The organism is bacterium, from assembly GCA_024742285.1.
In the GTDB taxonomy this organism is placed as follows: Bacteria; Myxococcota_A; UBA9160; order UBA9160; family UBA4427; genus UBA4427.
Window position 1 is genome coordinate 127,780 of record JANSYR010000008.1, and the last position, 22,443, is coordinate 150,222.

At 61.4% G+C, this 22,443-nt stretch carries 18 protein-coding genes; 9 read left to right on the forward strand and 9 right to left on the reverse strand.

What is annotated here, in order from left to right:
• Window positions 1-134: 134 nt before the first annotated feature.
• Complete coding sequence (locus NXI30_15825) at window positions 135-1,064, forward strand: MT-A70 family methyltransferase (GenBank protein MCR9095690.1); 930 nt, start codon at window positions 135-137, stop codon at window positions 1,062-1,064.
• Window positions 1,065-1,113: 49 nt separating this feature from the next.
• On the opposite strand, the gene istB is transcribed toward NXI30_15825, so the two are convergent.
• Both istB and istA read right to left on the reverse strand, forming a co-directional pair.
• On the reverse strand, window positions 1,114-1,854 hold the full coding sequence (gene istB / locus NXI30_15830; GenBank protein ID MCR9095691.1) for an IS21-like element helper ATPase IstB: 741 nt from the start codon (window positions 1,852-1,854) through the stop codon (window positions 1,114-1,116).
• Entirely contained in the window at window positions 1,844-3,460 is a 1,617-nt protein-coding gene (gene istA, locus NXI30_15835; GenBank protein ID MCR9095692.1) for an IS21 family transposase, read from the reverse strand. Before istA ends, istB begins: the two co-directional genes overlap by 11 nt.
• Before the next feature lie 158 nt (window positions 3,461-3,618).
• Between istA and NXI30_15840 the strand changes: the two genes are divergently transcribed.
• Entirely contained in the window at window positions 3,619-3,927 is a 309-nt protein-coding gene (locus NXI30_15840) for an S-adenosylmethionine-binding domain-containing protein (protein MCR9095693.1), read from the forward strand.
• On the forward strand, window positions 3,924-4,628 hold the full coding sequence (locus NXI30_15845) for a hypothetical protein (protein ID MCR9095694.1): 705 nt from the start codon (window positions 3,924-3,926) through the stop codon (window positions 4,626-4,628). Before NXI30_15840 ends, NXI30_15845 begins: the two co-directional genes overlap by 4 nt.
• Window positions 4,629-4,718: 90 nt before the next feature.
• Here NXI30_15845 and NXI30_15850 read toward each other — a convergent pair whose 3' ends face one another.
• Complete coding sequence (locus NXI30_15850) at window positions 4,719-6,074, reverse strand: NYN domain-containing protein (GenBank protein ID MCR9095695.1); 1,356 nt, start codon at window positions 6,072-6,074, stop codon at window positions 4,719-4,721.
• 712 nt (window positions 6,075-6,786) lie between these two features.
• Window positions 6,787-10,278: a TM0106 family RecB-like putative nuclease gene (locus tag NXI30_15855; protein ID MCR9095696.1), complete on the reverse strand. Its 3,492-nt coding sequence runs from the start codon at window positions 10,276-10,278 to the stop codon at window positions 6,787-6,789.
• A gap of 290 nt (window positions 10,279-10,568) precedes the next feature.
• Here NXI30_15855 and NXI30_15860 point away from each other — a divergent pair, with 290 nt between their 5' ends.
• From NXI30_15860 to NXI30_15885, 6 genes are all read left to right on the forward strand, one after another.
• Window positions 10,569-10,952: a metalloregulator ArsR/SmtB family transcription factor gene (locus tag NXI30_15860; protein ID MCR9095697.1), complete on the forward strand. Its 384-nt coding sequence runs from the start codon at window positions 10,569-10,571 to the stop codon at window positions 10,950-10,952.
• A 2-nt stretch (window positions 10,953-10,954) separates the two neighbouring features.
• Entirely contained in the window at window positions 10,955-12,400 is a 1,446-nt protein-coding gene (locus NXI30_15865; protein MCR9095698.1) for a carboxypeptidase-like regulatory domain-containing protein, read from the forward strand.
• A complete protein-coding gene (locus NXI30_15870; protein ID MCR9095699.1) occupies window positions 12,378-13,022 on the forward strand; it encodes a cation transporter in 645 nt (214 codons plus the stop codon). The genes NXI30_15865 and NXI30_15870 overlap by 23 nt, the downstream gene beginning before the upstream one ends.
• 638 nt (window positions 13,023-13,660) lie before the next feature.
• A complete protein-coding gene (locus NXI30_15875) occupies window positions 13,661-15,043 on the forward strand; it encodes a TolC family protein (protein MCR9095700.1) in 1,383 nt (460 codons plus the stop codon).
• A 1-nt stretch (window position 15,044) separates the two neighbouring features.
• Entirely contained in the window at window positions 15,045-15,995 is a 951-nt protein-coding gene (locus NXI30_15880; GenBank protein ID MCR9095701.1) for an efflux RND transporter periplasmic adaptor subunit, read from the forward strand.
• Window positions 15,996-15,997: 2 nt separating this feature from the next.
• A complete protein-coding gene (locus NXI30_15885; protein ID MCR9095702.1) occupies window positions 15,998-19,087 on the forward strand; it encodes a CusA/CzcA family heavy metal efflux RND transporter in 3,090 nt (1,029 codons plus the stop codon).
• 149 nt (window positions 19,088-19,236) lie between these two features.
• On the opposite strand, the gene NXI30_15890 is transcribed toward NXI30_15885, so the two are convergent.
• The 5 genes from NXI30_15890 to NXI30_15910 all read right to left on the reverse strand — a co-directional run bounded on the left by NXI30_15890 (window position 19,237) and on the right by NXI30_15910 (window position 22,385).
• On the reverse strand, window positions 19,237-19,530 hold the full coding sequence (locus NXI30_15890; GenBank protein MCR9095703.1) for a DUF2703 domain-containing protein: 294 nt from the start codon (window positions 19,528-19,530) through the stop codon (window positions 19,237-19,239).
• A 96-nt stretch (window positions 19,531-19,626) separates the two neighbouring features.
• Complete coding sequence (dmeF, locus tag NXI30_15895) at window positions 19,627-20,565, reverse strand: CDF family Co(II)/Ni(II) efflux transporter DmeF (protein ID MCR9095704.1); 939 nt, start codon at window positions 20,563-20,565, stop codon at window positions 19,627-19,629.
• 4 nt (window positions 20,566-20,569) lie between these two features.
• Window positions 20,570-21,160 (reverse strand): potassium channel family protein, encoded by a 591-nt coding sequence (locus NXI30_15900; protein MCR9095705.1) that lies wholly within the window; start codon window positions 21,158-21,160, stop codon window positions 20,570-20,572.
• Window positions 21,161-21,171: 11 nt separating this feature from the next.
• The gene (locus NXI30_15905) at window positions 21,172-22,047 is read right to left on the reverse strand and encodes a sterol desaturase family protein (protein MCR9095706.1); all 876 of its coding nucleotides are present in this window, start codon (window positions 22,045-22,047) and stop codon (window positions 21,172-21,174) included.
• A gap of 53 nt (window positions 22,048-22,100) precedes the next feature.
• Entirely contained in the window at window positions 22,101-22,385 is a 285-nt protein-coding gene (locus tag NXI30_15910; GenBank protein ID MCR9095707.1) for a metal-sensitive transcriptional regulator, read from the reverse strand.
• Between the last annotated feature and the right edge of the window lie 58 nt (window positions 22,386-22,443).

Here is a 22,443-nt window from a genome sequence, read left to right on the forward strand (position 1 = left end):
TTATCTTGCTTTCGCTTTTACTCTTCCTGGAAATCTATTGAGGTCCAACCCAAGATGCCGGACGAGTCATCTCGAGTCCCGGACATTGTTAGGCATGAAGACGAGCGATCTGGAATCGGGCAAGATGATCGGCGATGGATCAACCCGACTGCTCGCACCCCGATCACGAAGAAGACCGCCTGGTCGAAATCGACCAGGCGAAGAGCGCGCTCGAGAGAGCTTCCTCGATTCCGGAAGTGCAGCTCCTGAGAGACAAGGCGGAGTCGATCCGAATCTTTCTCCGCCAGCAACAGTCAACCCTCGAGGCGCAGAACCGAGCAGCCGAGCTCAAGCTCTATGCCGAACGGCGCCTCGGCGAACTCCTCAAAGCGCGGGTGCGCCGAGGCGGTTCGCCAAAGTCGCAGCGTGAAACATCGCTTCCCGAGGGCATCAACCGAAGCCAGTCTCACCGATGGCAACGAATCGCTTCGATCCCGCGTGAAGCGTTCGAGGAACACGTCCGCAGCAAGAAAGCGCGCGGCGACGAGATCACATCGAACGATGCTCAGCGTCTTGCCCGGTCGATCGCGCTCCGCGAGGAAGTAGCGGCGCTCGAAACCGACGAAGTCGTGACCGAATCGGCCCAGAATCTCGAGTCGCTGGTCGCGACTCATTCGGGTTCGTTTCGGACAATCTACGCGGACCCGCCCTGGGCGTACGATAACGGCGGAAGCCGCGGCGCGGCGAACAATCACTACCCCACGCTCAGCATCGACGAAATCAAGCGTCTTCCGATTTCAGATCTCGCGCACGCTCGCAGCCACCTCCACCTCTGGACGACGAACGCCTTCCTGTTCGCAGCCCGGGAGATCATTGAAGCGTGGGGGTTCGAGTACAAGAGCTGTTTCGTCTGGGTGAAACCCCAGATGGGGACCGGAAACTATTGGCGCGTTTCCCATGAGTTCCTGCTCCTCGGCGTTCGCGGAAAACTCCCCTTCCTCGAACGTGATTGCATGAGCTGGGTCGAAGCGCCTCGCACGGTGCGCATTTCGGCGATCGTGAACGGTCATTTCGCTCCATCGTGAACAGCCGTTTCGGCGATCGTGAACGGAGCGGGTCGACGCTGAATGGGGTTTAGCTTCGCGTCTTCGTCGCCTTTCGTCGAGAATCGCCCTCGAGAGCGATCCGGTGGGCGTTGTGGAGCAGCCGATCGCAGATGGCGTCGGCGATCGTGGCCTCGCCGACGTGGTCGTGCCAGGCCTCGATCGGCAGCTGGCTGGTCAGGATCGTCGACCGGGCGCCGTAGCGATCCTCGATGATCTCGAGCAGGTCGCGCCGCTCGCTCTGGCCCAGCGGCACGAGACCCCAGTCGTCGAGCACCAGCACGTCGACCTTGGCGAGCTTCGCCAGCAAGCGCGGATACGTGCCGTCGGCGTGCGCGAGTGCCAGCTCGTCGAAGAGCCGCGGCACGCGGCGATAGAGCGCCTTGTAGCCTCGCCGCAGCGCCTGCTGTGCCAGGGCGCAAGCGACGTAGGTCTTGCCCACGCCGGTCGCTCCCGTGACGACGACGTTCTGATGAGCGTCGATCCACTGGCACGTCGCCAGCTGACGGATCACCGACTTCTCGAGCTTCCGACGGCCCGAGTAGTCGAGATCCTCGACCGTCGCCTGAGAGAGCCTGAGCTTCGCCTGCTTCAGGTTCCGCGCCAGCTTCTTGTTCTCCCGGTCCAGCCACTCGGCGTCGACCAGCAGCGCCATCCGCTCGTCGAACCCGAGCGCCTGCACGTCGGCGTCCCCTTGTTGTTCGAGCCATGAGTCGGCCAGCGTCCCGAGCCGCATCGCGCGCAGCTTCTCCATCGTCGGTTCATTGAGCATCGGTCAGTTCTCCTTGGTTGGGTTCGTGTTGGCTGGGTTCATGAGACTCGTAGTAGTCGCTCCCGCGCACGTTCGCGTGCAGCGGAAGACGGGGTTGCGACGTCGTCGTCGCGGCGTCGGACTCGACCACGCGATCGAGTCCGTGCTTCAGGATCGACTCGACGTGTTGATAGGAGCGGGCATGTACGCGCAGAGCACGTGCGCAGGCGGCCTCCAGCCGATCGTTGCCGTACTGCTTGGCGAGGCGCAGGATCCCCATGCAGGAGCGGTAGCCCTGCTCGGGATGGGGTCGGTCGGCCAGGATGGCCGCGACCAGCGCCCCCGTCGCCTCGCCCACGCTCTCGCCCCAGTGGATGAGCCGCGTCGGCGTCCACTCGAGATGCTTCTGGTGCGCCTTGGGCATGTGCGAGGGCTTGGTCGAGTGACGGCCCGGGATCCGATGCTCGGGGCCGTGGCGGGTGTGAGACGCCACCCGTTCGCCCCGGAAGTAGACCTCGAGCGTCCCGGCCGTGAACCGCAGCTCCACGGCCTCTCCGACCAGAGCGTGGGGAACCGAGTAGTAGTGGCCCTCCAGCTCGACGTGGTAGTCGATGTTCACCTTCGCGTGCTTCCACTCGGCGAAGACGAAGCGGGTGGACGGAAGCGGGCGCAGGGCGGGCCGGTCGAGCTTCTCGAACAGCTCCCGACGACTGGCGCGGTAGCTCCGCATGGGCCGGGCGTTGAGCTCGTCGAGCCGCTCGCGGATCCGCGTGTTGAGCACGGCCAGGGAGAAGAACGTCTCGTGGCGGATCCGTGCGAGGATCCAGCGCTGGACGATCTGGACGGCCACCTCGACCTTGGCCTTGTCCTTCGGCTTGCGAGGCCGGGCCGGCATCGCCGTCGTGCCGTAGTGCTCGGCCATCTCCTCGTAGGTGCGCTGCAGACCGGGCTCGTAGCGACAGGCGCGCGTCACGCCGCTCTTCAGCTGATCGGGCACGAGCAGCTCGGTCACGCCGCCGAAGTACTCGAAGGCGCGCACGTGCGAGGCGATGAAGTCGGCCGACTTCTGACTCTCGGTGGCCTCCGCGTAGGTGTAGTTCGAGGCGCCGAGGGTCGCGACGAAGAGCTCGACCTCGCGCACCTCGCCGCTGGTCGGGTCGACGACGCTGGGCTTCTTTCCCGAGTAGTCGATGAAGAGTTTTTCTCCCGCCCGATGGCGTTGGCGCATGGAGCGCTTCTGCTGGCCCAGCCAGCGGCGGTAGTAGTCACAGAACTGCGTATAGGCGTAGCCGTCGGGGTGGCGCTCCCGGTACTCGTGGTGGAGGAGCTGGAGCGTGACGCCCTTCTGGCCGAGCTCCGTGTGGACCTCCGACCAGTCGGGCAGCGGGCGAGCCGGGGATCCGCCCAGGGCCTGGCGGTAGAGCCGGTGCTCGAGCTCGACCTCGCCGAGCGGCAGCACGGCCTCCCAGGACTCGAGTCCCGCCGCCCGGGCTCGGGACAGCGCGGCCGAGACCGCGCCCAAGCTCACGCCCAGGCTTCCCGCCACCTCGCGGTGGCTCCGCCCGAGCGCCCACTTCTGCCTCAGGATCTCTCGCAATCGTCGCATCGACAGTCTCCGACCCGCCATCTCTCCTCCTCGTGGAGGCGATGGCGAGCGAACTGTCCAGCGTCGACGGGCTCCCTGGCCCACCCCCGTGCTCGTGTGAGCCTGAGGGGGTAGCCCAGCGTTCACGATCACCGAAATGGGTGTTCACGATGGCCGAAACGGGTGTTCACGATCCCGAAATGGCTGTTCACGATCACCGAAATCGGTGTTCACGATCGACCGAAACGAGTGTTCACGTTGGAGCGAAATGGGTGTTCACGATGCTCCGAAACACGCACACGGCTCACAGCCGCAAACCCGCGCTCGTTTCGGAGCTCATCGAGCGCGTCTCGAGCCCGCCGCGGCTCGAACTTTTCGCCCGCTCGAAACGAGATGGCTGGACGACTTGGGGCAACCAGTCCGAGTCGGGCCCTCCACCCTTTCCGGCGCGATCGGCGTCAATCCCAGAGTCCGCAAACAACGAACGTCACGAGGAGATCTACCAATGAGCAATATGAACCAGAGCCTTCAGGCCGTACGCAGCTCCGGGATGGCGATTCCCGGCCCTCTGATTGTCGGAATCGACCACAGCAACATCCTCATCACCGCTCAGAATCACTCCCGCCAAATCGGAGACCCAAGACCTGAGAATCTGCGGCTGGACATCCCCAACTTGGTGAGGCTCGCCACTGCAGGGCGCATGCTGACCTATGGCGTGGCAGTCGGATCAAAAATTGGCTCAAAGTCGCCGATTCAATCCATCTATGAACGATCTGGGTTTCAGGCGATCTTTCTCGAGCGCGGGTTGGTCACCGGACGTGAGGTCGGTGTCGACGTCACCCTTGCCTCAGAACTGCAGTGGTGCTCATTCGAACGAACGCCTGGAACGGTCGTGCTCTTGACGGCAGACGGCGCAGGATACGGACGTGGTCGCGGCTTCTTCGCGCTTCTTGAGCGCATGTACCAGATCGGTTGGTCGGTCGAGCTTCTTGCCTACGAAGACTCGACGCATCGCGCGATGGCGGACTGGGCAAGGTCGATGGGCCAATTTCGCGATTTGGCGACGTTTCACGAGTCCATCACGTTCGTACCAGGTCGTCGCTACTCGACACCGCTCCCGCAGGGTGGAAGACGATTCGAGACATGCATGCGCCCTTCGGCTGAACAAGGCTCCGACTACGAGGACCAGTTGTCCCCGAAGAGCGCCTGAAGTCACATCGACTAGGGGATGTGGCAAGCAGCCTGGCTGCAGCCACTCCCCCATACCGGGAGGCATTCACGGGCGGGAATGTGAGAGCGACTAGCCTCGCCCTTCCTTCATGATCGTTTCAACAAACTGATATTCTGAGGCTTCCCACGATCCAACCTTCCCCGTGAACATTACGAGTAGTCCCTCCAAACGAGCAGGCGGCTTACTGCTCTCCTCCAGTTCACGTTCTAGCTTTCTAAACATGTGGACCTGAACGGCGAATCGAAACGCCCCCAAAGAAGGCGTTGTCTCCGACAACACGACCTTCTGGTTTTCGTGAGTCGCAGGCTTTCCCTCGTGTGGACCTGCTGCGACCTGCAGACATTGCGAATCGCGGATCTGAAAGATGACGTCGTCGACGATCACCTTATCGATCAAGATGTCATTTTCGCTCCTGACATCCCAAAGAGCTCGAATCGTAGCGAGGCTTGTGAAGTCACCGAAGGATGCGGCGTGATGAATCTCTTCAAAAACCCACCTCGTAATCTCCTCCCAATCCTCTACGCCCACCCATACCGGGCGTCTGTGATTGCTATTCGCTCCGGATTTTCGCGTCAGAATCGCCATGTAGTCGCGGGCAAGATTCTCAGCATCTGCATCCGCCTGCGAAGAGCCATCTTGCCGACGAGTCAGATAGTAGTCCCGACCGCGGCGACGAATCAAAGTGCCGAGTCCCGTCCCCTGGTCCCGAAAATACTGTTCCGCACTCGTGTAGCCGAAGGACGCGAAGTCAACGGGGTGGACTGTTTCCAAAAGTTGAACGACAACTCCGAGGCGCACTTCCGATGCGGTGGAAAGAACTTCCCTAATTCGCTTCGCGATCGCCTCTGTATGTTTCGCGAGTTCATCCTTTTTTTCACGCATCAAGAGGGAACGACGAAGTCTCTCGACATCCTTCAGCTCTTCGAGGTAGAGAAACTGATCTGCAACCGCACGGTACGACAGCTTCGCATTGCCAAAACCCACGACGACAACTCGCGCTCCTCGCTTCTTGAGAGCAATCACAAGTGGCCTCAAGTCACCATCACTGCCGGCGAGCACGAAGGTCTCAATTTCAGCGTTCAGTAATTGAAGCTCGATCGCATCAACGATCAGTTGATTCTCGGCGGAGTTCTTGTGTTCCTTCCCAGGCACATCGAGCGTCTCGAATCCGATTGCATTGAGTTGATCACGGACACCAATGGCAACTCCCTTTTTCGACCCAGCAGGCGGGATGAAATCTGCGTAAGCTCGAACAATTCTCAGATCGGATTCGTTGACAAGCTCCTTCGTATAGTCGAGAAGGCTTTGCATGTCCTCTTCGACGACCTCCGGGAATGCCGCGAGCGCGGCCTTGTCTGATTCGCGCGCTTTCTGTCCTCCGACATAGTAGTTCTCAAAATCCACCAGAAGCGCAGCCGTGCCCATCCTGAATCCCTTCGCGATTGCCCGACGCGTTCCCGTGAGTATCACGAGTCGAGCCAGGTGCTCGATGACCCCTTTGTATAGCTCCGCTAGAGCGACGGTTCATGGGTTCAGCCACCCCCGTAAGGATCGGCCGCGATCAGACCCACGGCGCCATTCAGCGAATGACCAGCGGCTGGCAGTCACCGAAAGAAGGCCACGAAAAGGGCGGATCAACATCTCCCGAAACATCGGCGAGATACGGGTCGCCCTCGAGACTCGCCAGGTGTCTCCCGAGTGCCCTGGAGTACGAGCCTAAACTCCGCCGCGACACGGTTTTCGGCTAATGCGGTGCCGCAGACGGAAGCCTATCGAGCCCGCATCGAAAGGTGACATGCCAACAGACATGCGAAATCGCCAATTGTCTTGCGGTCGTTACCTAGGCTTTCGCGCCAATCAATCGAATGGCCCTCTCGCCTCATCGACCGACTCAAAATATTGCAACAGTCGATGAAGGCATCATGCGCACTCGACCGAGCTTGATCCATCTGCCTCCTCGCGTCCAAGCTTTCGACGGCCCAGCGTGCGCGGAATCCCGCGTAGCGGACGGCGGACGCAAGCAGCTGTTCGACTAGCCTTGGATCCCCCACCGACTCGAGTCGAGAAAGCAGATCTCTGGATTCTTCAAAGGAAATCATTCGCGATAGGTCCCACAGGCCGTAAACGAAGACAGATCTTATGACGGGACCTTCTCCGCGAGCTCCCCATACCGACAAATCGCATTCACCAACTTCATCTGCTTAGGACTCCGACACTCCGCCCCCATGAGCTTCGGACTCCCCACGATCACGACCGCACACTGCGCCCGCGAAGTCGCCACATTCAGCCGGTTCGCGCTGAGCAAGAACTCGAGCCCCCGCGGCGCATCCTCCGCCGAACTCGTCGTCATCGAATAGATCACGATCGGCGCTTCCTGCCCCTGAAACTTATCCACCGTCCCCACCGGCACATCCGCGGGCAAGGCCGCCCGAAGCGCGGCCACCTGCGCGTTGTAGGGCGCCACAACGAGAATCTCTTCCAAGCCGACCGGCTGAACCACACCCTCGCGATCGGTCCACTCGACCCCGCTCGCGCCGAACTCCTCCACGAGCCGAGCGACGACCTCGACTTCCTCCGGCGCACTCGTCTGATTTCCCTCGTGCGAGCACGGCACATACCAAAGCCCTGCCCCCTCCCTGCCCTCCGAAGGTTCCGCCAACCGCGTGGGCCCGGTGATGCGTTGGCCTTCACAACCCGAACGCGACCGAAGCTTGCCTTCGTAGTAGGTCTCCGAAGTAAACGCACAGATATCGGGATGCAGACGCCACGTTTCGGGAAGAAAGAGCCCGCGATCCTCGGAAATCGTGTCTCTCCCTTCGAGCAAATGATCGAGGACCGAGACCTCGCTGCCGTCGGGATGACTGCCTTGGATGGGTTGGTCGAGCTGCTGTGGATCACCGAGCAGAATCAGATTGCGCGCTGCTTGCGAGGCCGCGACCGCATTGGCCAACGAGAGTTGCCCCGCCTCGTCAACGACGAGCGTATCAAGGGTTTCGAACGCTTCCGAACGCGCCCAGCCCCAAACGGTCGCGCCGCCCACCTGGGCGCTGCCCGACGCCAGCTCTTGGTCAAATGCGTCGTTGGTCTTTGGGATGATGACGTACTGCGGAATCTCTTCGTCCTTATCCTTGCGTCGCTTCGCGCAGCGAACGGAAACTCCCATCTCCTCTGCAGCCTCAGGGATCTTCTTGATGAGATTCACGATGACTTTGTGGCTATTCGCGGTGATGCCGACTTTCTGGCCGGCGGCGACAAGCGCGCAGATCATGCGCGCACCGGCGTGACTTTTGCCCGTCCCAGGCGGCCCTTGAATCGCCAACACCCCACCGTCCAAGTCGAGCGCGAGCCGCTTCGCGGCTTCGACCGAATCTTCACCGGGCGCACTCAGAGCGCCCTTGATGGGCGTCGCAAATCGGGGCCTCCGCCGCATCAATAGATCCCGTGCAGCACGGTAGGGTCCCGGCGCATCGATGCCGTTTTCTGCCACCCACTCGGCAATCGTCTCGATCGCCTCCGGAATCGGGTACGGGCGCACGCTGTCATGTGCGAAGGCAGCCACCGGATGTTCATCCTTGCTTTTCTGATTCTTTTTGACGTCGACTTCGCGACGGACCGGATCGATATCAACGACTTTTCCAAGTGTGAAGTCGCGGTCGACTTTGAGCGTGTTGCCCACTCGAATATCGAAATCTTGCTCGACGAAGCGATATCGATGGACCGGGAGTTGGCGCTTGGGAACGGGCAGTTCTTCGAGAAACTCGAGCCCGTAGAGCCCATGTCGTTCAAACGCGAGGTCCTCGACCGCCAAGTCCTCCAGGCGGAACAGTTCCCATGCGGTGGCCTTTGATTCCCGCCGATGCCACTCAAGCAACTGAGCCAGCAACCAGATGCCGTGCTCCTCCGGGGTCCGCTCGCCGGGATCTTCGGGCAGGCCTTCCGTCATCCGCTCGGCCAGTTTTCGGCGGCGGTTCAGCGCTTCATCCAGCTTTTCGGAAGGATCGCCATCCTTGATTGTGGCTCGAACGATCTCGACGCCCTCGCCCACCTGTTGACTGCGAACCTCTTCGAGCCAGTCGCGCAGCGAAAGCGTCGAAAGACAATCATCCTTGTTGTAGACGGCCACCCGAGCACGCTCTTCGTGAGAAATCGCCTCTCCCTGCCCGAGCTCAAGTGCTCGCTCGACAGTTCGCATCCCGGCCGAGGCATCGCGCAAGTCGAGCTCCCGCTCGAATCCATGAACGGCCTCGAGCTGCTTCAGGCCGTACGCCTCTACCCCAATGCGAAGAGACTCCTTCACGACCTGGTGGAGGTCGACGAATCGCTCGCTTCGCAGCAAGAAGTCGAGTTCCGCCTCGCGAGTCGCATGCCGCCCCATCAGTCGCTTCAGCGCCGCCGGCTCGTAGGGAGCAAAGTGGTAGATATGGAGCCCCGGAAACGCCTCGATGCGATCTACCACGAAATCTATCCAGCTTTCGAAGACGTGCTTCTCCTCCGCGTGCGTGAGCGCCCAGCGTTCCTCGTATGCGCGTGAGCCGTCGGGACTCAGCTCTACCCATCCAAACAAGTATTCGAGGCCACCCCCATCGACGAACGGGTCACCTTCGAAGTCGAAGAAGAGATCGCCGGGTGAAGGCTCGGGAAGCCGTGCGAGACCGGTCTCGGGCTCACCGGCTGGGAGAACCTCGACGAGCGGTTTCTCTGCGTTTCGAGATTCCAGCTGAATTCGGGCTTGGTGATGGACACGCTCGTAGCTCTCGGGCGAACCACGTTTTGGTCTGGGCGCGAGCGGCATGGACGTCCCCGCCAGCGCTGTGAGCGAATCAACATCACGCCCGACGAGCACGTCCCGCTGCAATCGGCTGATGCCCGCTACGAGCGAGAGATGGTCATCGACGTGGCGCTGTTTGTCGCATCGACTCCACCACTTGCAGATATCGCACTGCGGGACCGGCTCGGGGTAGGTTGCAAACTCTAGCTGGCCCGCTGCTTCAGACGCGTTCGAATCCATTGGTTCCGCGACGACCCCCTCCAGTTCCGCGCGAATTCGCCGGTAGTAGGCCATGAAATCGCTGGTCCGAAAGCAGTCGGGCTCGTCGTAGCGCCCAGGCGAGATGACGCGAATCTCGTCAGGAAGGCGGCCTTGCAGATCGCTCAGGAGGTCGCTGTAGAGGCAAAGCTGAAGGACGGTGCCACCGCGGGTTTCGAAGGCAAGTTTCGTATCGACCGCGATGTAGGACCAAGCGCCCAAGTCGCTGGGCTCGTCAACCCGAAGCAGCACATCAGCAAATCCACGCCAACGCCCACGCACAAGCGGCGCTTGAACAATGGCCTCCGCTCCCCTGGCCATGAGTTCACGAGTCACGGCGACGCCGCGCGCATCCAGTGAGCGATCGCCCTCATTCACAGATTCGACGCCAACACCCTGCTCTCGCAGGAAATCGAGATAGGCGTTCTCGTGCGCCAAGCCGCGTTCGCGTAGGACTTCAAGCGTCGGGTCGTGCCAGTCGGGAGACTCGATGAGCTGATGCGCGCGGGCACACTCAAGCCGGGTGAGATGCTGGCAACCGAGGTGATTTGCGAGATCTGTCGCCGAAAGTTGAAGCTGCCCTTCGTGTTCGGATTTCTTCACGAGCGCTTTTGCTCCTACCCGCATCAATCAGCAGGGTGGCAGCGAGTACATCGTCGCTTCAGCCGGACCGGTTCATGTTGAGACGCACGGCAGGAACGGTCGAGTTCCTGTCGGGTCCACGATGCGCACCACTATGCCGTGTTTCCGTGACAGATACGGCCTTTCGCATTGCTCATTTTGGTAAGCGACCGGGGGCGCGACGAGAAGCAGGCAGGCTGAATCGGAACGTATTTGCATTCTATATCTGATTAGCTATTCATATGTTTATTTAAACGAACGAGGACCATCTCATGCCCAGCGACATTGTCAGTCTCGACGCTTGCGCCGCGAAAGTCATTGATGAAGCGCGAGTCGAAGCCGCCAAGGCGCAGTTACTGCCCGAGAGCGAGCTCAACGAGTTGACGCAGCTTTTTAAGCTGCTGGGCGACGTCACGAGAGCGCGCCTTCTCTACGCGCTCCTCGAAGCCGGCGAGCTCTGCGTCTGCGATTTATCAGCTGCCACTGGGACGCCAGAGACGAACGTCTCGCACGCCCTTCGCCTGCTTCGCACTGCGGGCATCGTGAAGGCTCGACGGGACGGCCGCATGATGTTCTACAGCCTCGACGACGCCCACGTACGCATGCTCCTCGACCTCTCCCGCGAACATATGCGCCACACCGTGGAGGCCAACTAGTCATGCCTCGGCTCGCCCTCGCTCTTTGCTTTGTCTTCTTTGTCTCGTTGTTCGTGTTTCGCAGTGTGGTGCAATTTCGAAAGACCGGTTCTACGGGCGTCAAGGGCTTCAGCGGCCGAATCGGCTCCCTCCCGTGGCTTGCGGGCGTGACCGCATCCCTCGGCCTTGTGCTCGCTCCGGTTGCACCATTGGCTGCAATCTATGGCTGGCCGGGCGGCGGGCTCATCCTCTCGAACGCCGCTGTGCACTACATCGGCGCTGCATTCGCCGTCGCTGGAATCGGTGGCGCGCTGCTCGCTCAGCTCTCGATGGGCAACTCCTGGCGCGTCGGTGTGGATGAAAGCGAAGTGACCGACCTCGTCACTTCGGGACTCTTTGCTTGGGTTCGAAATCCCATCTTTACCTTCATCTGGACGTCTCTTCTAGGACTGGTTCTCCTCGTTCCGAATGGCGCCGCGCTTCTCGCCGCCGCGCTCACAGTCATCGGCATCGAGCTCCAGGTACGCGCCGTCGAGGAGCCCTATCTCGAGCAGACGCACGGAGATACGTATCGAAGCTACGCAGCTCGCGTTGGCAGATTCCTTCCAGGCATCGGACTCTGGCGACGCGGCGGCGGCTCTGGTGCTCACGCGGCATCGGCCTTGGCTCTGGTCGCACTATTAAGTGCATTCGGGTGGACCGAGCCTGCGTCGGCGGAGCCCATCCGCGGACGGGTCACTGAAGCCGCTTCTGGCATCCCCCTCCCTGCCGTATCCGTCGTCGTTGAACCAAACGGCGAACGCGCGGAGACCGACGAGAATGGAAGCTTCGAGGTCGAAGCTCACCAGCCGCGCTCGCTGCGCCTGGAGTACCCGGGTTGGAAGCATGAGACGTTTGCCGTTCAAGGCGGCTCGGAAATCGCGGTCGCGCTCGAGCCGGACGCCCAACCGATGCGCCCGAATTTCGACAACACCGAATCAATCGTCATCGATGCGGCCCCTGCTGCGATTTGGGCCTACGTCACCGACTACGAGACAAACTGGATGAACTCAAACCCGGAGCACATCTACGTTCGCTTCCTTGCTGAAGACAAGACCTTTCGAAACGGCATTCGGTTCGTCCTCTCCGAACACGTTGGCAACGGCCGAGCAGACCAGACCGGATACCTCACCGACGTCGTGCCGCACGAGACCTACACCTGGGTGTCGCGTGCCGTCTACACCGGGTACGGCGGATTCTCAGTTCGCGTTGACCAAACCGGCACGTTCTCACTTGAGCCCGTCGATGGCGGTGTTCTGGTGTCCCACCGCATTCAAGCGGCATTCCCCGACTCGTTTTGGGGCCAGGTCGCGCGCTTCGTCGCCGAGAATCTTGGCGACGCGGCAGGCGACGCCGCGCTCCATACCCGCATTGAGCTCGAGTACTTCAAGGAGCAAATCGAGCGCCTTGAGCGAGCGCAGAATGGCTAGTTCGCTCTCCACACCGCGTGAAGCCCTTCTTCGCCACGCGCTACAGCTCGAGGCCCTGACCATCGCGTGGAACGTGCTGGAATCCGTGGTCGCAGTCTCCGCCGGCTATATCGCAGGAAGCCCCGCCCTCGTTGGGTTCGGGCTCGACAGCGTCATTGAGACGATTGCCGCTTCCGCCCTATACCGTCGACTGCGCGCAGAGCTTCGAGGCACCACCGGAGAGGAAATCGAGGACCAGGAGCGCCTCGCACTGCGCATCGTGGGCGTCACGTTTCTACTTCTTGCCGCCTACATCCTCTACGAGGCAGGCACGACACTCTGGAACCAAGATGCGCCTGAGGAAAGCGGAATTGGAATCGCGCTCGCCGCGCTCTCGCTCATCGTGATGCCCGTCCTCGCCTTCGCGAAGCTCCGAGCCGGCCAGAAGCTCGAGAGCAGAGCCCTCATCGCAGATTCGAAGGAAACCTTCGTCTGCTCCTACCTCGCTCTTGCGCTCCTCCTTGGCCTCGGCGCCAACGCGCTCTTCGGCGCATGGTGGGCAGACCCCGTCGCGGCCCTTCTCATGCTCCCATGGGTCGTCAAAGAAGGCCTGGAAGCGTTTGGTGATGACTGCGATGACTAGAGCCAGTGTGCAGAGAGCCCGCAGCTCCGTTTCAGTCGCGTTGCAGGGTTCCGCTTGCCGGCTCAAGTTCTGGGTGGTAAAAGCCGAGCAACTGGCTGGGTCAGACTTATGAATCGAACGACACGAAATCGCATTCTCCTCGCATTTGCGCTTCTCCACCTCCTGGCGGACGTGGCGTTCGCTGGCGGTGCGGTTCTTTGCGTCGGTTCTGACGACCATCGGGCGGTTGAGTCCCAGTATCTCGCAGACCTCGGATGCCACGGCGAGAACCCGTCGCAGCCTGACTCCACGGCTCCCTCCGTTTCCGACGCGGTCGAGCAGTCTGGTGACTGCACCGACAGCCCGCTCCACTCAGAAGCCGAGTTTTTCACGACTTCCGACCGAGCGCCGGACGCACCGGCGGGCCTCGTGCACGCCGCCTTCGACCAGCATCTGGCGAGCGCCGACGCGGCGCGCCTTCGACCGTCTGCGCGCACCGCGAGCGAATCCTCGACGCTTCGCGCGCATCGCACCGTCGTTCTCATCCTTTGAAATAACACCACGACCTTCTCATGGCTCGGCGTTGATTGGTGCCGCGGATATTTCCGCTCGCTCCGACGACGTCGAGCGCATTTTGAACCTCAATTCGTGGTGTTTCGATGGACATATTGAACGGCCGCCGACGGCGCCGACTTACTTCTTCACTGTTTCTAACGGGTGCGTTGCTCGCAACGGGCTGCACGGCCGCACTGACGCCGCTCCCTGAACCGCGCGCGCTCGGCCGTGACCTGCCAAGGGCCACACTATCGCGTGCCAGCGAACGCTCGCCGGGCGCCCCATTTCAAGAACCCGAAGGGCAGCTTGCGCTCGCCACCGCACTGAGCGCGGCCCTTCAAAACAGCCCCCGACTGGAGGCCTTCGACTGGCGAGTTCGCGCCCAAGAGGCTCGAGCACTCCAGGCCGGCCTCATCCCCAATCCTCAGCTCTCTGTCGAAGGTGAGAATTTCGCGGGTGGCGGCGACTTCAACGGGTACGACGCCGCGGAAACCACCGTCTTTCTTGGCCAGCTCGTCGAGCTCGGTGGGAAGCGGGCCAAGCGCCACCGCGTGGCGGTCCTCAATCGCGAGCTCGCCGGGTGGGACTACGAAGCCGCCCGGCTCGACGTCATGACCGGAACGGCGCAGCGCTACGTCTCCGCTCTCGCCGCGCGGGAGCGCCTCGCACTCACGACAGAGATTCTCCGCGTCGCGAAGGAATCACTCAAGGCGACTCGCGCCCGCATAGAGGCCGGCGCGGCGTCGTCCATCGAGGCCGCCCGTTCGGAAGTTGCCGTGGCCACCATCGCCGCGCAGAAGGGCCGCCGCGAAGTCGAATTTGAGGCGGCGAAGAACGTCCTCGCGTCAAGCTGGGCGGGCGAGGCTCGCTTCGATTCTCTCGCTGGCGACCTCACAGCACTGCGCAGCCTGCCGGAGCTAGAACGAATTTCGGCAGCGCTCGCGGCGAACCCGGACCTGGCCCGATGGGTGAGCGAAGTCTCTCAACGAGAAGCCGCGGTCGACCTTGCGCGAGCACAGGCGATTCCGTCGGTCACCGCCGGCCTCGGTCTACGCCACTTCAACGACACCGACGATGCAGCACTGGTCTTCGGAGTCGAGATTCCGATTCCTGTATTCGACCGCAACCAAGGCGGTCGCGCCGCCGCCGCGGCCGAGGCTCGCCGCGCGCGTGCAATGGCTCGCGAATCCAGGCTTGTTCTCATTCGCGCGCTCGTTGCGGCCCATGCTCAGGCGCTTGGTGCTCACAACAACGCACGTGCACTCGAGGAGGCCGTGCTTCCGCAGGCGCGTTCCGCCTACGAGCAGACTCGCGACGCGTACCGAAAAGGGCTGTTTCGGCTCGTCGACGTGCTCGATGCGCAGCGAACGCTCTTCGACGCACGAACCGAATACGTAAACGCGCTCGAGCAGTTCCATACGGCTGCTGCCGAGCTTGAACGACTCGCAGGCTCCTCGCTAGAGGACCTTTCCACGGGGAGGAACTGACATGACCCGAACAACACGCCGCCACTTTACTCGACTGCAGATTGCCCTTCTCGCATCAATGGCCGTCGCTTGCCATTCCGCGGTCGAAGAAGGACAGGCAGAGCAGGACCACGAGGGCGAAGGGCATGAAGAGGAGCTTGTTCTCTCCGACGCCGAACTCGAGGAGTTTGGCATCGCGCTCGCCACAGCAGGCGCCGGCCGCATCGCGAAAACCGTAGAGCTACCGGGCGAAATACTTCCGAACCAGGACCGTGTGGCGCACATCGTTCCGCGCTTTCCGGGCGTCGTAAAATCAGTTTCGAAGGCCATCGGCGATACCGTCAAACGAGGTGACTCGCTCGCGTCGGTCGAGAGCAGCGAGAGTCTGTCCACCTACGCCGTCAAGTCTCTGCTCGAAGGCGTCGTCATCGAACGACATGTCGCCGTCGGCGAGTCCGTGACTACCGCGCGAGAGCTCTTTGTCGTCGCGGACCTGAGCGAAGTCTGGGTCGATTTCCAGGCCTTTCAGAAGCACCTCCCTTCCCTTCGAGCCGGCCAGCAAGTGCACATCTCAGCCGGTCACGGATTGCCTGAAGCAGAGGCGTCCGTCAGTTACATCTCGCCCGTCGTCGATGAATCCACGCGGACGGCCACGGTGAGAGCGGTGCTTCCGAACGAAAAGGGCGATTGGCGCCCTGGCCTGTTCGTGACTGGCCGCGTCGAAACAACCTCTGTCGACGTCCCGATTGCCGTGCCGCGTTCTGCCATCCAGACCGTGGGTGAAGTGCCGGTGATTTTCGTTCGAGACCACGAGGGCTTCGAACCGCGTCCGGTGCACCTAGGCCAAAGCGGACCTCACTTCGTCGAGGTCTCCGATGGGCTCGCCGCAGGCGACGTCTACGTCTCAAGTGGGGCCTTCACTCTCAAAGCCGAGCTCCAGCGCGGAGAGCTCGGCGAAGGTCACGGGCACTAGTCATGAATACATTAATTCGATTCGGACTCGAAAATCGCCTCCTCGTCGTTGCGCTTGGACTGCTCGTCGTTGCTGCAGGTTTCCAGAGCTACCGCGGGCTACCCGTCGACGCCTTTCCCGACGTAAGCCCCAATCTCGTTCAGGTCTTTACGACCACCGAGGGCATCTCGCCCGAAGACGTCGAAAAGTACGTCACGTTCCCCGTCGAAACGTCCATGAACGGGCTACCCGGCCTCGCCCGCATACGCTCGGTCTCAAACTTCGGTCTGTCGGTCGTCAACGTCTACTTCGAGGATGATGTCGACATCTATTTCGCCAGACAGCTAATCGGAGAGCGCCTCCAGGAAGCGAGAGAACAGATTCCAGAGGGCTTCGGTGAGCCAGAGATGGGCCCCATTTCAACAGGGATGGGCCTGGTGCTCTTCTACTATCTCGAGGACAAGTCCGGTAGCTACACGCTCGAAGAGCTCCGGACCATGCAGGACTGGATAGTCAAGTTCCAGCTCCAGACGGTCCCGGGCGTCACCGAAGTGCTCGGCATCGGCGGCGATGAGAAACAGTTTCACGTTCTCATCCACCCAGAAGACCTGCTCCGCTACGACCTCACCACAAGCGAGATTCTCGAGCAAATCCGCCAGAACAACTTGAACGTTGGCGCCCAGTTCATCGAGCGCGACGCTGAGGAGTACGTCGTTCGCTCCGTTGGCCTTGCCACGAGCATCGATGACCTCGAAAGCATTGTCCTCAAGACCAAAGACGGCACACCCGTCTTTCTCGCCCAGGTGGCTGACATCGAAATCGGCGGCGCCGTCCGAAGAGGCCTTCAGACTCGAAACGGCGAAGGCGAAGTCGTCTCCGGGATGGTCATCAAGCTCTTCGGCACCAACTCATCGACCGTTATCGAACGAGTCGAAGACAGAATCACCTCTATCAACGCCTCGCTCCCACCGGGAGTCCGAATCGTCCCCTACTACGAGCAGAAGACGCTCGTAACAGCCTCGGTTCAAACGGTCCAGGACGCGCTCGTTCAGGGAATCGTCCTCGTCTCCCTAGTCATCGTTGTCTTCCTGGGTGCTCTTCGCCCGAGCATCGTTGTCGCGCTCTCTATTCCGTTCTCGGTTCTCTTTGCGACGCTCGGCATGGGCCAATTCGATATCTCAGCCAACCTCATGTCCCTTGGTGGCCTCGCCATCGCAATCGGCATGATGGTGGACGGCACCATCGTGCTCACCGAGAACGTCGACCGACTGCTTCGGGCACGCGGACCAGATGCGTCTCGCAAGGAAGTGGTGCTTCAGGCGTGTAGTGAAGTTGCTCGGCCCATCGCCTTTGCCATTTCCATCATCGTCATCGTATTCCTTCCACTCTTCACGCTTGAGGGCGTTGAGGGGAAGACATTTCGGCCACTGGCCTACACGGTGGCGCTCGCCATGGGGGGCTCGCTCGTGTTCGCCCTGGCCCTCGCCCCGCTCCTGTCGTTCACCGTGATGAGAGCGCCGAAGAGTGGCAACACGGGCCCTCGTTGGCTCACGCCGGTCATCGGCCTCTATCGCCCGCTCGTCACGCGGTTCGTCAAACAGCGCTCGCTTGCCGTAGTGCTCGCTGGCGCCCTGCTCTCGCTCGGCGTACTCGCCTTCCCGTTTCTAGGTTCCGAGTTCACGCCGCGCCTACAGGAAGGCACGCTTGTGCTCCGCCTCACCATGGCACCGTCCATCTCGCTCAACGAGAGCAAACGCGTGACACTCCTCGTCGAGAAGCGGCTCATGAAAGTGCCTGAGGTCAGCGGCGTCGTCACGCGAATCGGTCGAGGCGAAGTGGGTGCGCACGCCGACCCCATCAACAGCGCAGAGATGTATATCCTGCTAGAGCCCCAAGAATCGTGGCGAACCGACAGCCAGGAAGGGCTCGAACAGCTCATCAGAGACGGCGTCGGTCGAGTCCCAGGCGTCCTCACCAACTTCACGCAGCCCATTGCGATGACCGTCGACGAACTGCTCGAAGGCGTTCGCGCTGAGCTCGCCATCAAACTCTACGGCGATGACCTGGAGCTCCTTGCTCAGAAGGCCGGCGATGTGGCCCAAGTCGTGGGTCGCGTGCGCGGCGCCGCCGATGTTCAAGTAGACCAGGTTTCAGGCACACCCCAGCTCGTCGTCCGAGTCGACCGGAAGGCCGTCGCCCGATACGGCATGAATGTCGAAGACGTCCAGAACACCATTCGCACGGCCGTTGGCGGCGAGGTCGCGGGTCAAATTTTCGAGGGCGTGCGTCGTTTCGACATCTTCGTCCGATTCGCCCCAGAATACCGCTCCACGCCCGAAGCCATCGGCGACATTCTCGTCCCCGGCCCAGAAGGCGTTCGCGTACCGCTCTCTGAGCTCGCCACGCTTGAGGAAATGGTTGGACCAAGGCAGATTACGCGCGAAGACAACCAGCGATTCATCACCATCCAGTGCAACGTGCTCGACCGCGATATAGGCTCCTTCGTCGAAGAAGCGCAGAAGGCTATTGACCAGCGCGTGGAGCTACCCGCAGGCTACTTCGTGACCTGGGGCGGCCAGTTCAGACTCCAGCAAGAAGCCAACCGCCGGCTCGCCGTCGTCGTGCCGATAACGCTCCTCATCATCTTCGTCCTGCTCTTCTCGAGCTTCAATTCGCTGAGAAACGCATCGCTCATTCTGCTGAACATTCCCCTCGCCCTTGTCGGCGGAATCGTCGCGCTCTGGCTGTCAGGCCAGAACCTCTCCGTGCCGGCGTCTGTGGGCTTCATCGCGCTCTTCGGTATTGCGCTCGAGAACGGAATGGTCCTTGTCACTTACCTCAATCAGCTTGTGTCCGAGGGTCGAGACGTTGACGAAGCGTCCGTCGAGGGCGCATGCCTCCGCCTTCGTCCGGTCCTCATGACGGCGGCGACGACCGCCCTTGGGCTCCTGCCTCTACTGTTTTCCACTGGAACCGGAAGCGAGGTACAGCGACCGCTCGCCACGGTCGTTGTGGGCGGGCTCATCACCTCAACTGTGCTCACGCTCCTCGTCATCCCCGCGCTTTATCGATGGTTCTCCCACGGAGGCGGGAACGAGGGCCGCTCTGTCTGAACTCCCCCTCCGGCGTTCGCGTTCAGAAGCTGGGCGCGCGCCAACACCCAAAATCCACCGAACGAACCCCTTCGGTGGCCCGAAGAGAATCCTAGACACCCTTTACCAAGTCTTCTCCCTCAACTCCAACCTGGCCCGATGCATGCCAGCTAAGCCGCACGAAGCGCTTCGACAAGCAGCTCTCGCGGAGGCACGCCCGCACTCCCATACATCCGGCAGCTAAGCGCAAAATCCGTACGCTCTCGCGCGTCGGTCTCAATGTCGCGACCACTTACGCGCACACTGGGTGAACCGATAAATCGAAGTCTTTCGGCCGCCTCAAGAGACTCGACCGCGACCTCCAGAATTTGGGCATCGATACCGAGCTCCCCTACCACTTGACGCACAAGGTCCACGGTCAACTTGTGGTTCGGACAGCCTGAGAAATAGAGAATTTCAATCACCTAATAGGGCCTCCGCATACCCATCCCCCGCTGCGCCTCGGGCACCCCTTTCGTCCATCCACCCCGCGCCCCGCAACGCCCACGTGTGTCAGTCGTCTACGCGGCGTCCTCTACGTGCTCCGGGCAACGAACGACCTCGACGGTGACATGCGCGACTTCAGCCGCACATTCCAAGAGCGTTTGGTAGTGCTCGGGCTGCTTCGGTTCGTCGGAGATGACCGAAGCAATCACCGCCACGCGACCCGGAGCGACTTCCCACACGTGTAGGTCAGCCACGACGTCAGTTGTGCCTTCCTCGAGCGTCGCGCGGAGCTTCGCGCTCGTCTCAGCCGTGATAGAGCCGTCCAGGAGCACAGCCGATGTCTCGCGCAGCAACCCGTAGGACCATCGGGCGATGACGACCGACCCCACGATTCCCATCGCCGGGTCCATCCATCCCCAACCGAAGAGCTTTCCGCAGAGGAGCGCGAATATTGCCGTCAACGAAGTCAATGCGTCAGCCAACACGTGAAGATAGGCGGCTCGCAAGTTGTGGTCGTGGTGATGACCGTGATGGTCGCCAGCGCCGTGATGATGATGTCCGTCCCGAAGCAACCATGCCGATACGAGATTCACCGCAAGTCCGACGGCAGCTACAGCAATCGCCTGGTCGAATGAAATCTCAAGCGGATTGAAGAACCGCTGTCCGGACTCCCAGGCAATGAGAAGCGCCACAACAGCCAGCACTACCGCGCTCGTGAAGCCTCCCAGGACGCCTACCTTGCCCGTCCCGAACGAGAATTGTGAGTTGCTTCGATGTCGCCGAGCAAACCAATAGGCGAATGCCGTAATGCTCAGAGCAGATGCGTGGCTAGCCATGTGCCAGCCGTCTGCGAGCAGCGCCATCGAGTTGAAGACGCTTCCCGCCGAGATTTCTGCAACCATCATCACCAGCGTGAGCCCGATGACGAATCGTGTCTGACGCTCGTTTCGGTCATGGCTCGCCGACAGATAGTCGTGGCTGTGCTCCCAAGCCTCGCGATTGGTTCCATGCATTTCGTCAACCTCCGCGCGGCGAACACGCAATACAAGAAGAAAAGTACTGCCCGAGTACCAACCCAACGAAGCCGATTCCGAGCAGACCTTGGACAGCCGTCATCGTCTTCGCGAGCAAGCCAACGGGCACGATGTCGCCATAACCCACGGTGGTCATAGTAACCACGCTCAGGTAAAGCGAGTCTCCGAAAACCGCGTGAAGTCGAGCCGTATGTTCCGACCCGGAAGCACCTCTCTCACCCCAGATGGGTTGCATCCCGGAAAACGAAGGGTCCATGCCGCTCGCTTGCAGAACCGCATACGTCACGGCAAAGACCACCACGAGCGAGAAGTAGACCTCGAGCAGCGCTCTGAGCTCAAACGACTCGCTCTCTCGCACGAGGCGGCGAAGCACGACAGCGAGGAAAATGGCCGGCACAACGGCCCCAGCGGCAAACAGCACGAGTAGGAACTCGGCATTCGGCGCAATCGCCATCGTCGCTTCCGCATGCATGACGCTACTCAGGTAGAGCCTGAGCCCCAGATATGGAACTGCGGCCAGCGTGAGCGCGAGAAGGAACGGTCGTTTCTCGAGTGCTTCGAAGGCAGTAACCATTTCCCCCCTCTCTACGCTGGTGAACCCGCCGACGCGTCTCGAGGTCGAGCGCGAAAGGGCTCGGCGAGCTGCGACAGGTACGCGCTCGGGTAGTCGGGCTCCGCGCCGATTCCAAGCTCTTCAGACGTGAACCGCGTCTCTCGTTGCTCGTAGTGAAACGTGCCGAGGGCATGGTCGACGAGCGTTGTGAACAGCCCAAAGTTTACGTCGCCCAGATTCGCATCCTTCTGGTGATGGAATCGGTGAACTTCGCTCACCGCAAGCACGTAGCGAAGCGGGCCAACGCTGTAGTCCACGTTCGAGTGCTGCAAGAGTAGTTGGACAGCGACACAGAATACGAGCGCCGTCGCGACCGATGGCGGCAAGCCCATCAGCACCAGCGGTGTGGTGCCGACGACGGTCTCTATCGCCTGGTGCACGGGGTGCTTCATCAGCCCGTTGAAGCCGTACATCCGCTTCACGCTGTGGTGTACTGCGTGAAATCGCCAAAGCACGTCGAGCCGATGACTCGCATAGTGCGCGAGCGCAATGCCGGCGTCGGCGACGAGCACGGCGAGAAGAACCTGCAGAACGAAGGGCCAACCCTCAGGCCAGATTCCCCCAATCGCGAGCAGCGACGTAAAGACAGGTAGAAGAAGAAGGGTGCCGAAGTTCGCCACCTCGTTTACGAGCGCGTGAAGGATGTCCCTGTCAGCGTCGTCGTGGGACCGATTCCAGTCCTCTTCATAGGGAAGTAAACGCTCTGCCCCGAACGACAGCGCAATCGCACATCCCAGAATCACCGGAAGCCACCAAAGGGCTGCACCGTTTGCGATGACAGTAAGCCCCACGCCATTGAACCCAATCAGTATCAGCGGACAGAACCCGTATCGAATAGCGCTGGCCATCAACTACTCCCTCGTGAGTCGGCGCCGCCCCAGCAGCAACCGTATTCGGATGGCTATGGCCGCACGCGACCGAAGCGAGAAAACACGTCCATCAATTCGTCGAGCTTTTGTTTGCGCTCCTTCGGCTTCCCGCTTTCGATGGCGCTCGTGACGCACGTCTCAACGTGCTGGGCGAGCACCAGGTGCCCCACCCTATCGAGCGCCCCTTCTACGGCCGCCACCTGATGCAGTACATCCACGCAATACCGGTCTTCCTCGACCATGCGTTGAATTCCCGCCACCTGGCCAGCGATCTTCTTTAGCCGAGCCTGAACCTTCTTCCGTGCCTCTTCCTTCAAACTGCGTCTCCCCGGCGGCCAGGCCCTTGCGGCCCCCCGCCTCGTCGAGGTAGGATAC

What these genes read in the sequence shown, in the direction of transcription:
- NXI30_15850 (MCR9095695.1), bottom strand. Translation starts at nt 6,074, where the DNA reads ATGGGCACGGCTGCGCTTCTGGTGGATTTTGAGAACTACTATGTCGGA.
- dmeF (MCR9095704.1), bottom strand. Translation starts at nt 20,565, where the DNA reads ATGCATGGAACCAATCGCGAGGCTTGGGAGCACAGCCACGACTATCTG.
- NXI30_15885 (MCR9095702.1), top strand. Translation starts at nt 15,998, where the DNA reads ATGAATACATTAATTCGATTCGGACTCGAAAATCGCCTCCTCGTCGTT.
- NXI30_15860 (MCR9095697.1), top strand. Translation starts at nt 10,569, where the DNA reads ATGCCCAGCGACATTGTCAGTCTCGACGCTTGCGCCGCGAAAGTCATT.
- NXI30_15840 (MCR9095693.1), top strand. Translation starts at nt 3,619, where the DNA reads ATGGCTGTTCACGATCACCGAAATCGGTGTTCACGATCGACCGAAACG.
- NXI30_15845 (MCR9095694.1), top strand. Translation starts at nt 3,924, where the DNA reads ATGAGCAATATGAACCAGAGCCTTCAGGCCGTACGCAGCTCCGGGATG.
- NXI30_15875 (MCR9095700.1), top strand. Translation starts at nt 13,661, where the DNA reads ATGGACATATTGAACGGCCGCCGACGGCGCCGACTTACTTCTTCACTG.
- NXI30_15905 (MCR9095706.1), bottom strand. Translation starts at nt 22,047, where the DNA reads ATGGCCAGCGCTATTCGATACGGGTTCTGTCCGCTGATACTGATTGGG.
- istA (MCR9095692.1), bottom strand. Translation starts at nt 3,460, where the DNA reads ATGGCGGGTCGGAGACTGTCGATGCGACGATTGCGAGAGATCCTGAGG.
- NXI30_15865 (MCR9095698.1), top strand. Translation starts at nt 10,955, where the DNA reads ATGCCTCGGCTCGCCCTCGCTCTTTGCTTTGTCTTCTTTGTCTCGTTG.
- NXI30_15880 (MCR9095701.1), top strand. Translation starts at nt 15,045, where the DNA reads ATGACCCGAACAACACGCCGCCACTTTACTCGACTGCAGATTGCCCTT.
- istB (MCR9095691.1), bottom strand. Translation starts at nt 1,854, where the DNA reads ATGCTCAATGAACCGACGATGGAGAAGCTGCGCGCGATGCGGCTCGGG.
- NXI30_15825 (MCR9095690.1), top strand. Translation starts at nt 135, where the DNA reads ATGGATCAACCCGACTGCTCGCACCCCGATCACGAAGAAGACCGCCTG.
- NXI30_15900 (MCR9095705.1), bottom strand. Translation starts at nt 21,160, where the DNA reads ATGGTTACTGCCTTCGAAGCACTCGAGAAACGACCGTTCCTTCTCGCG.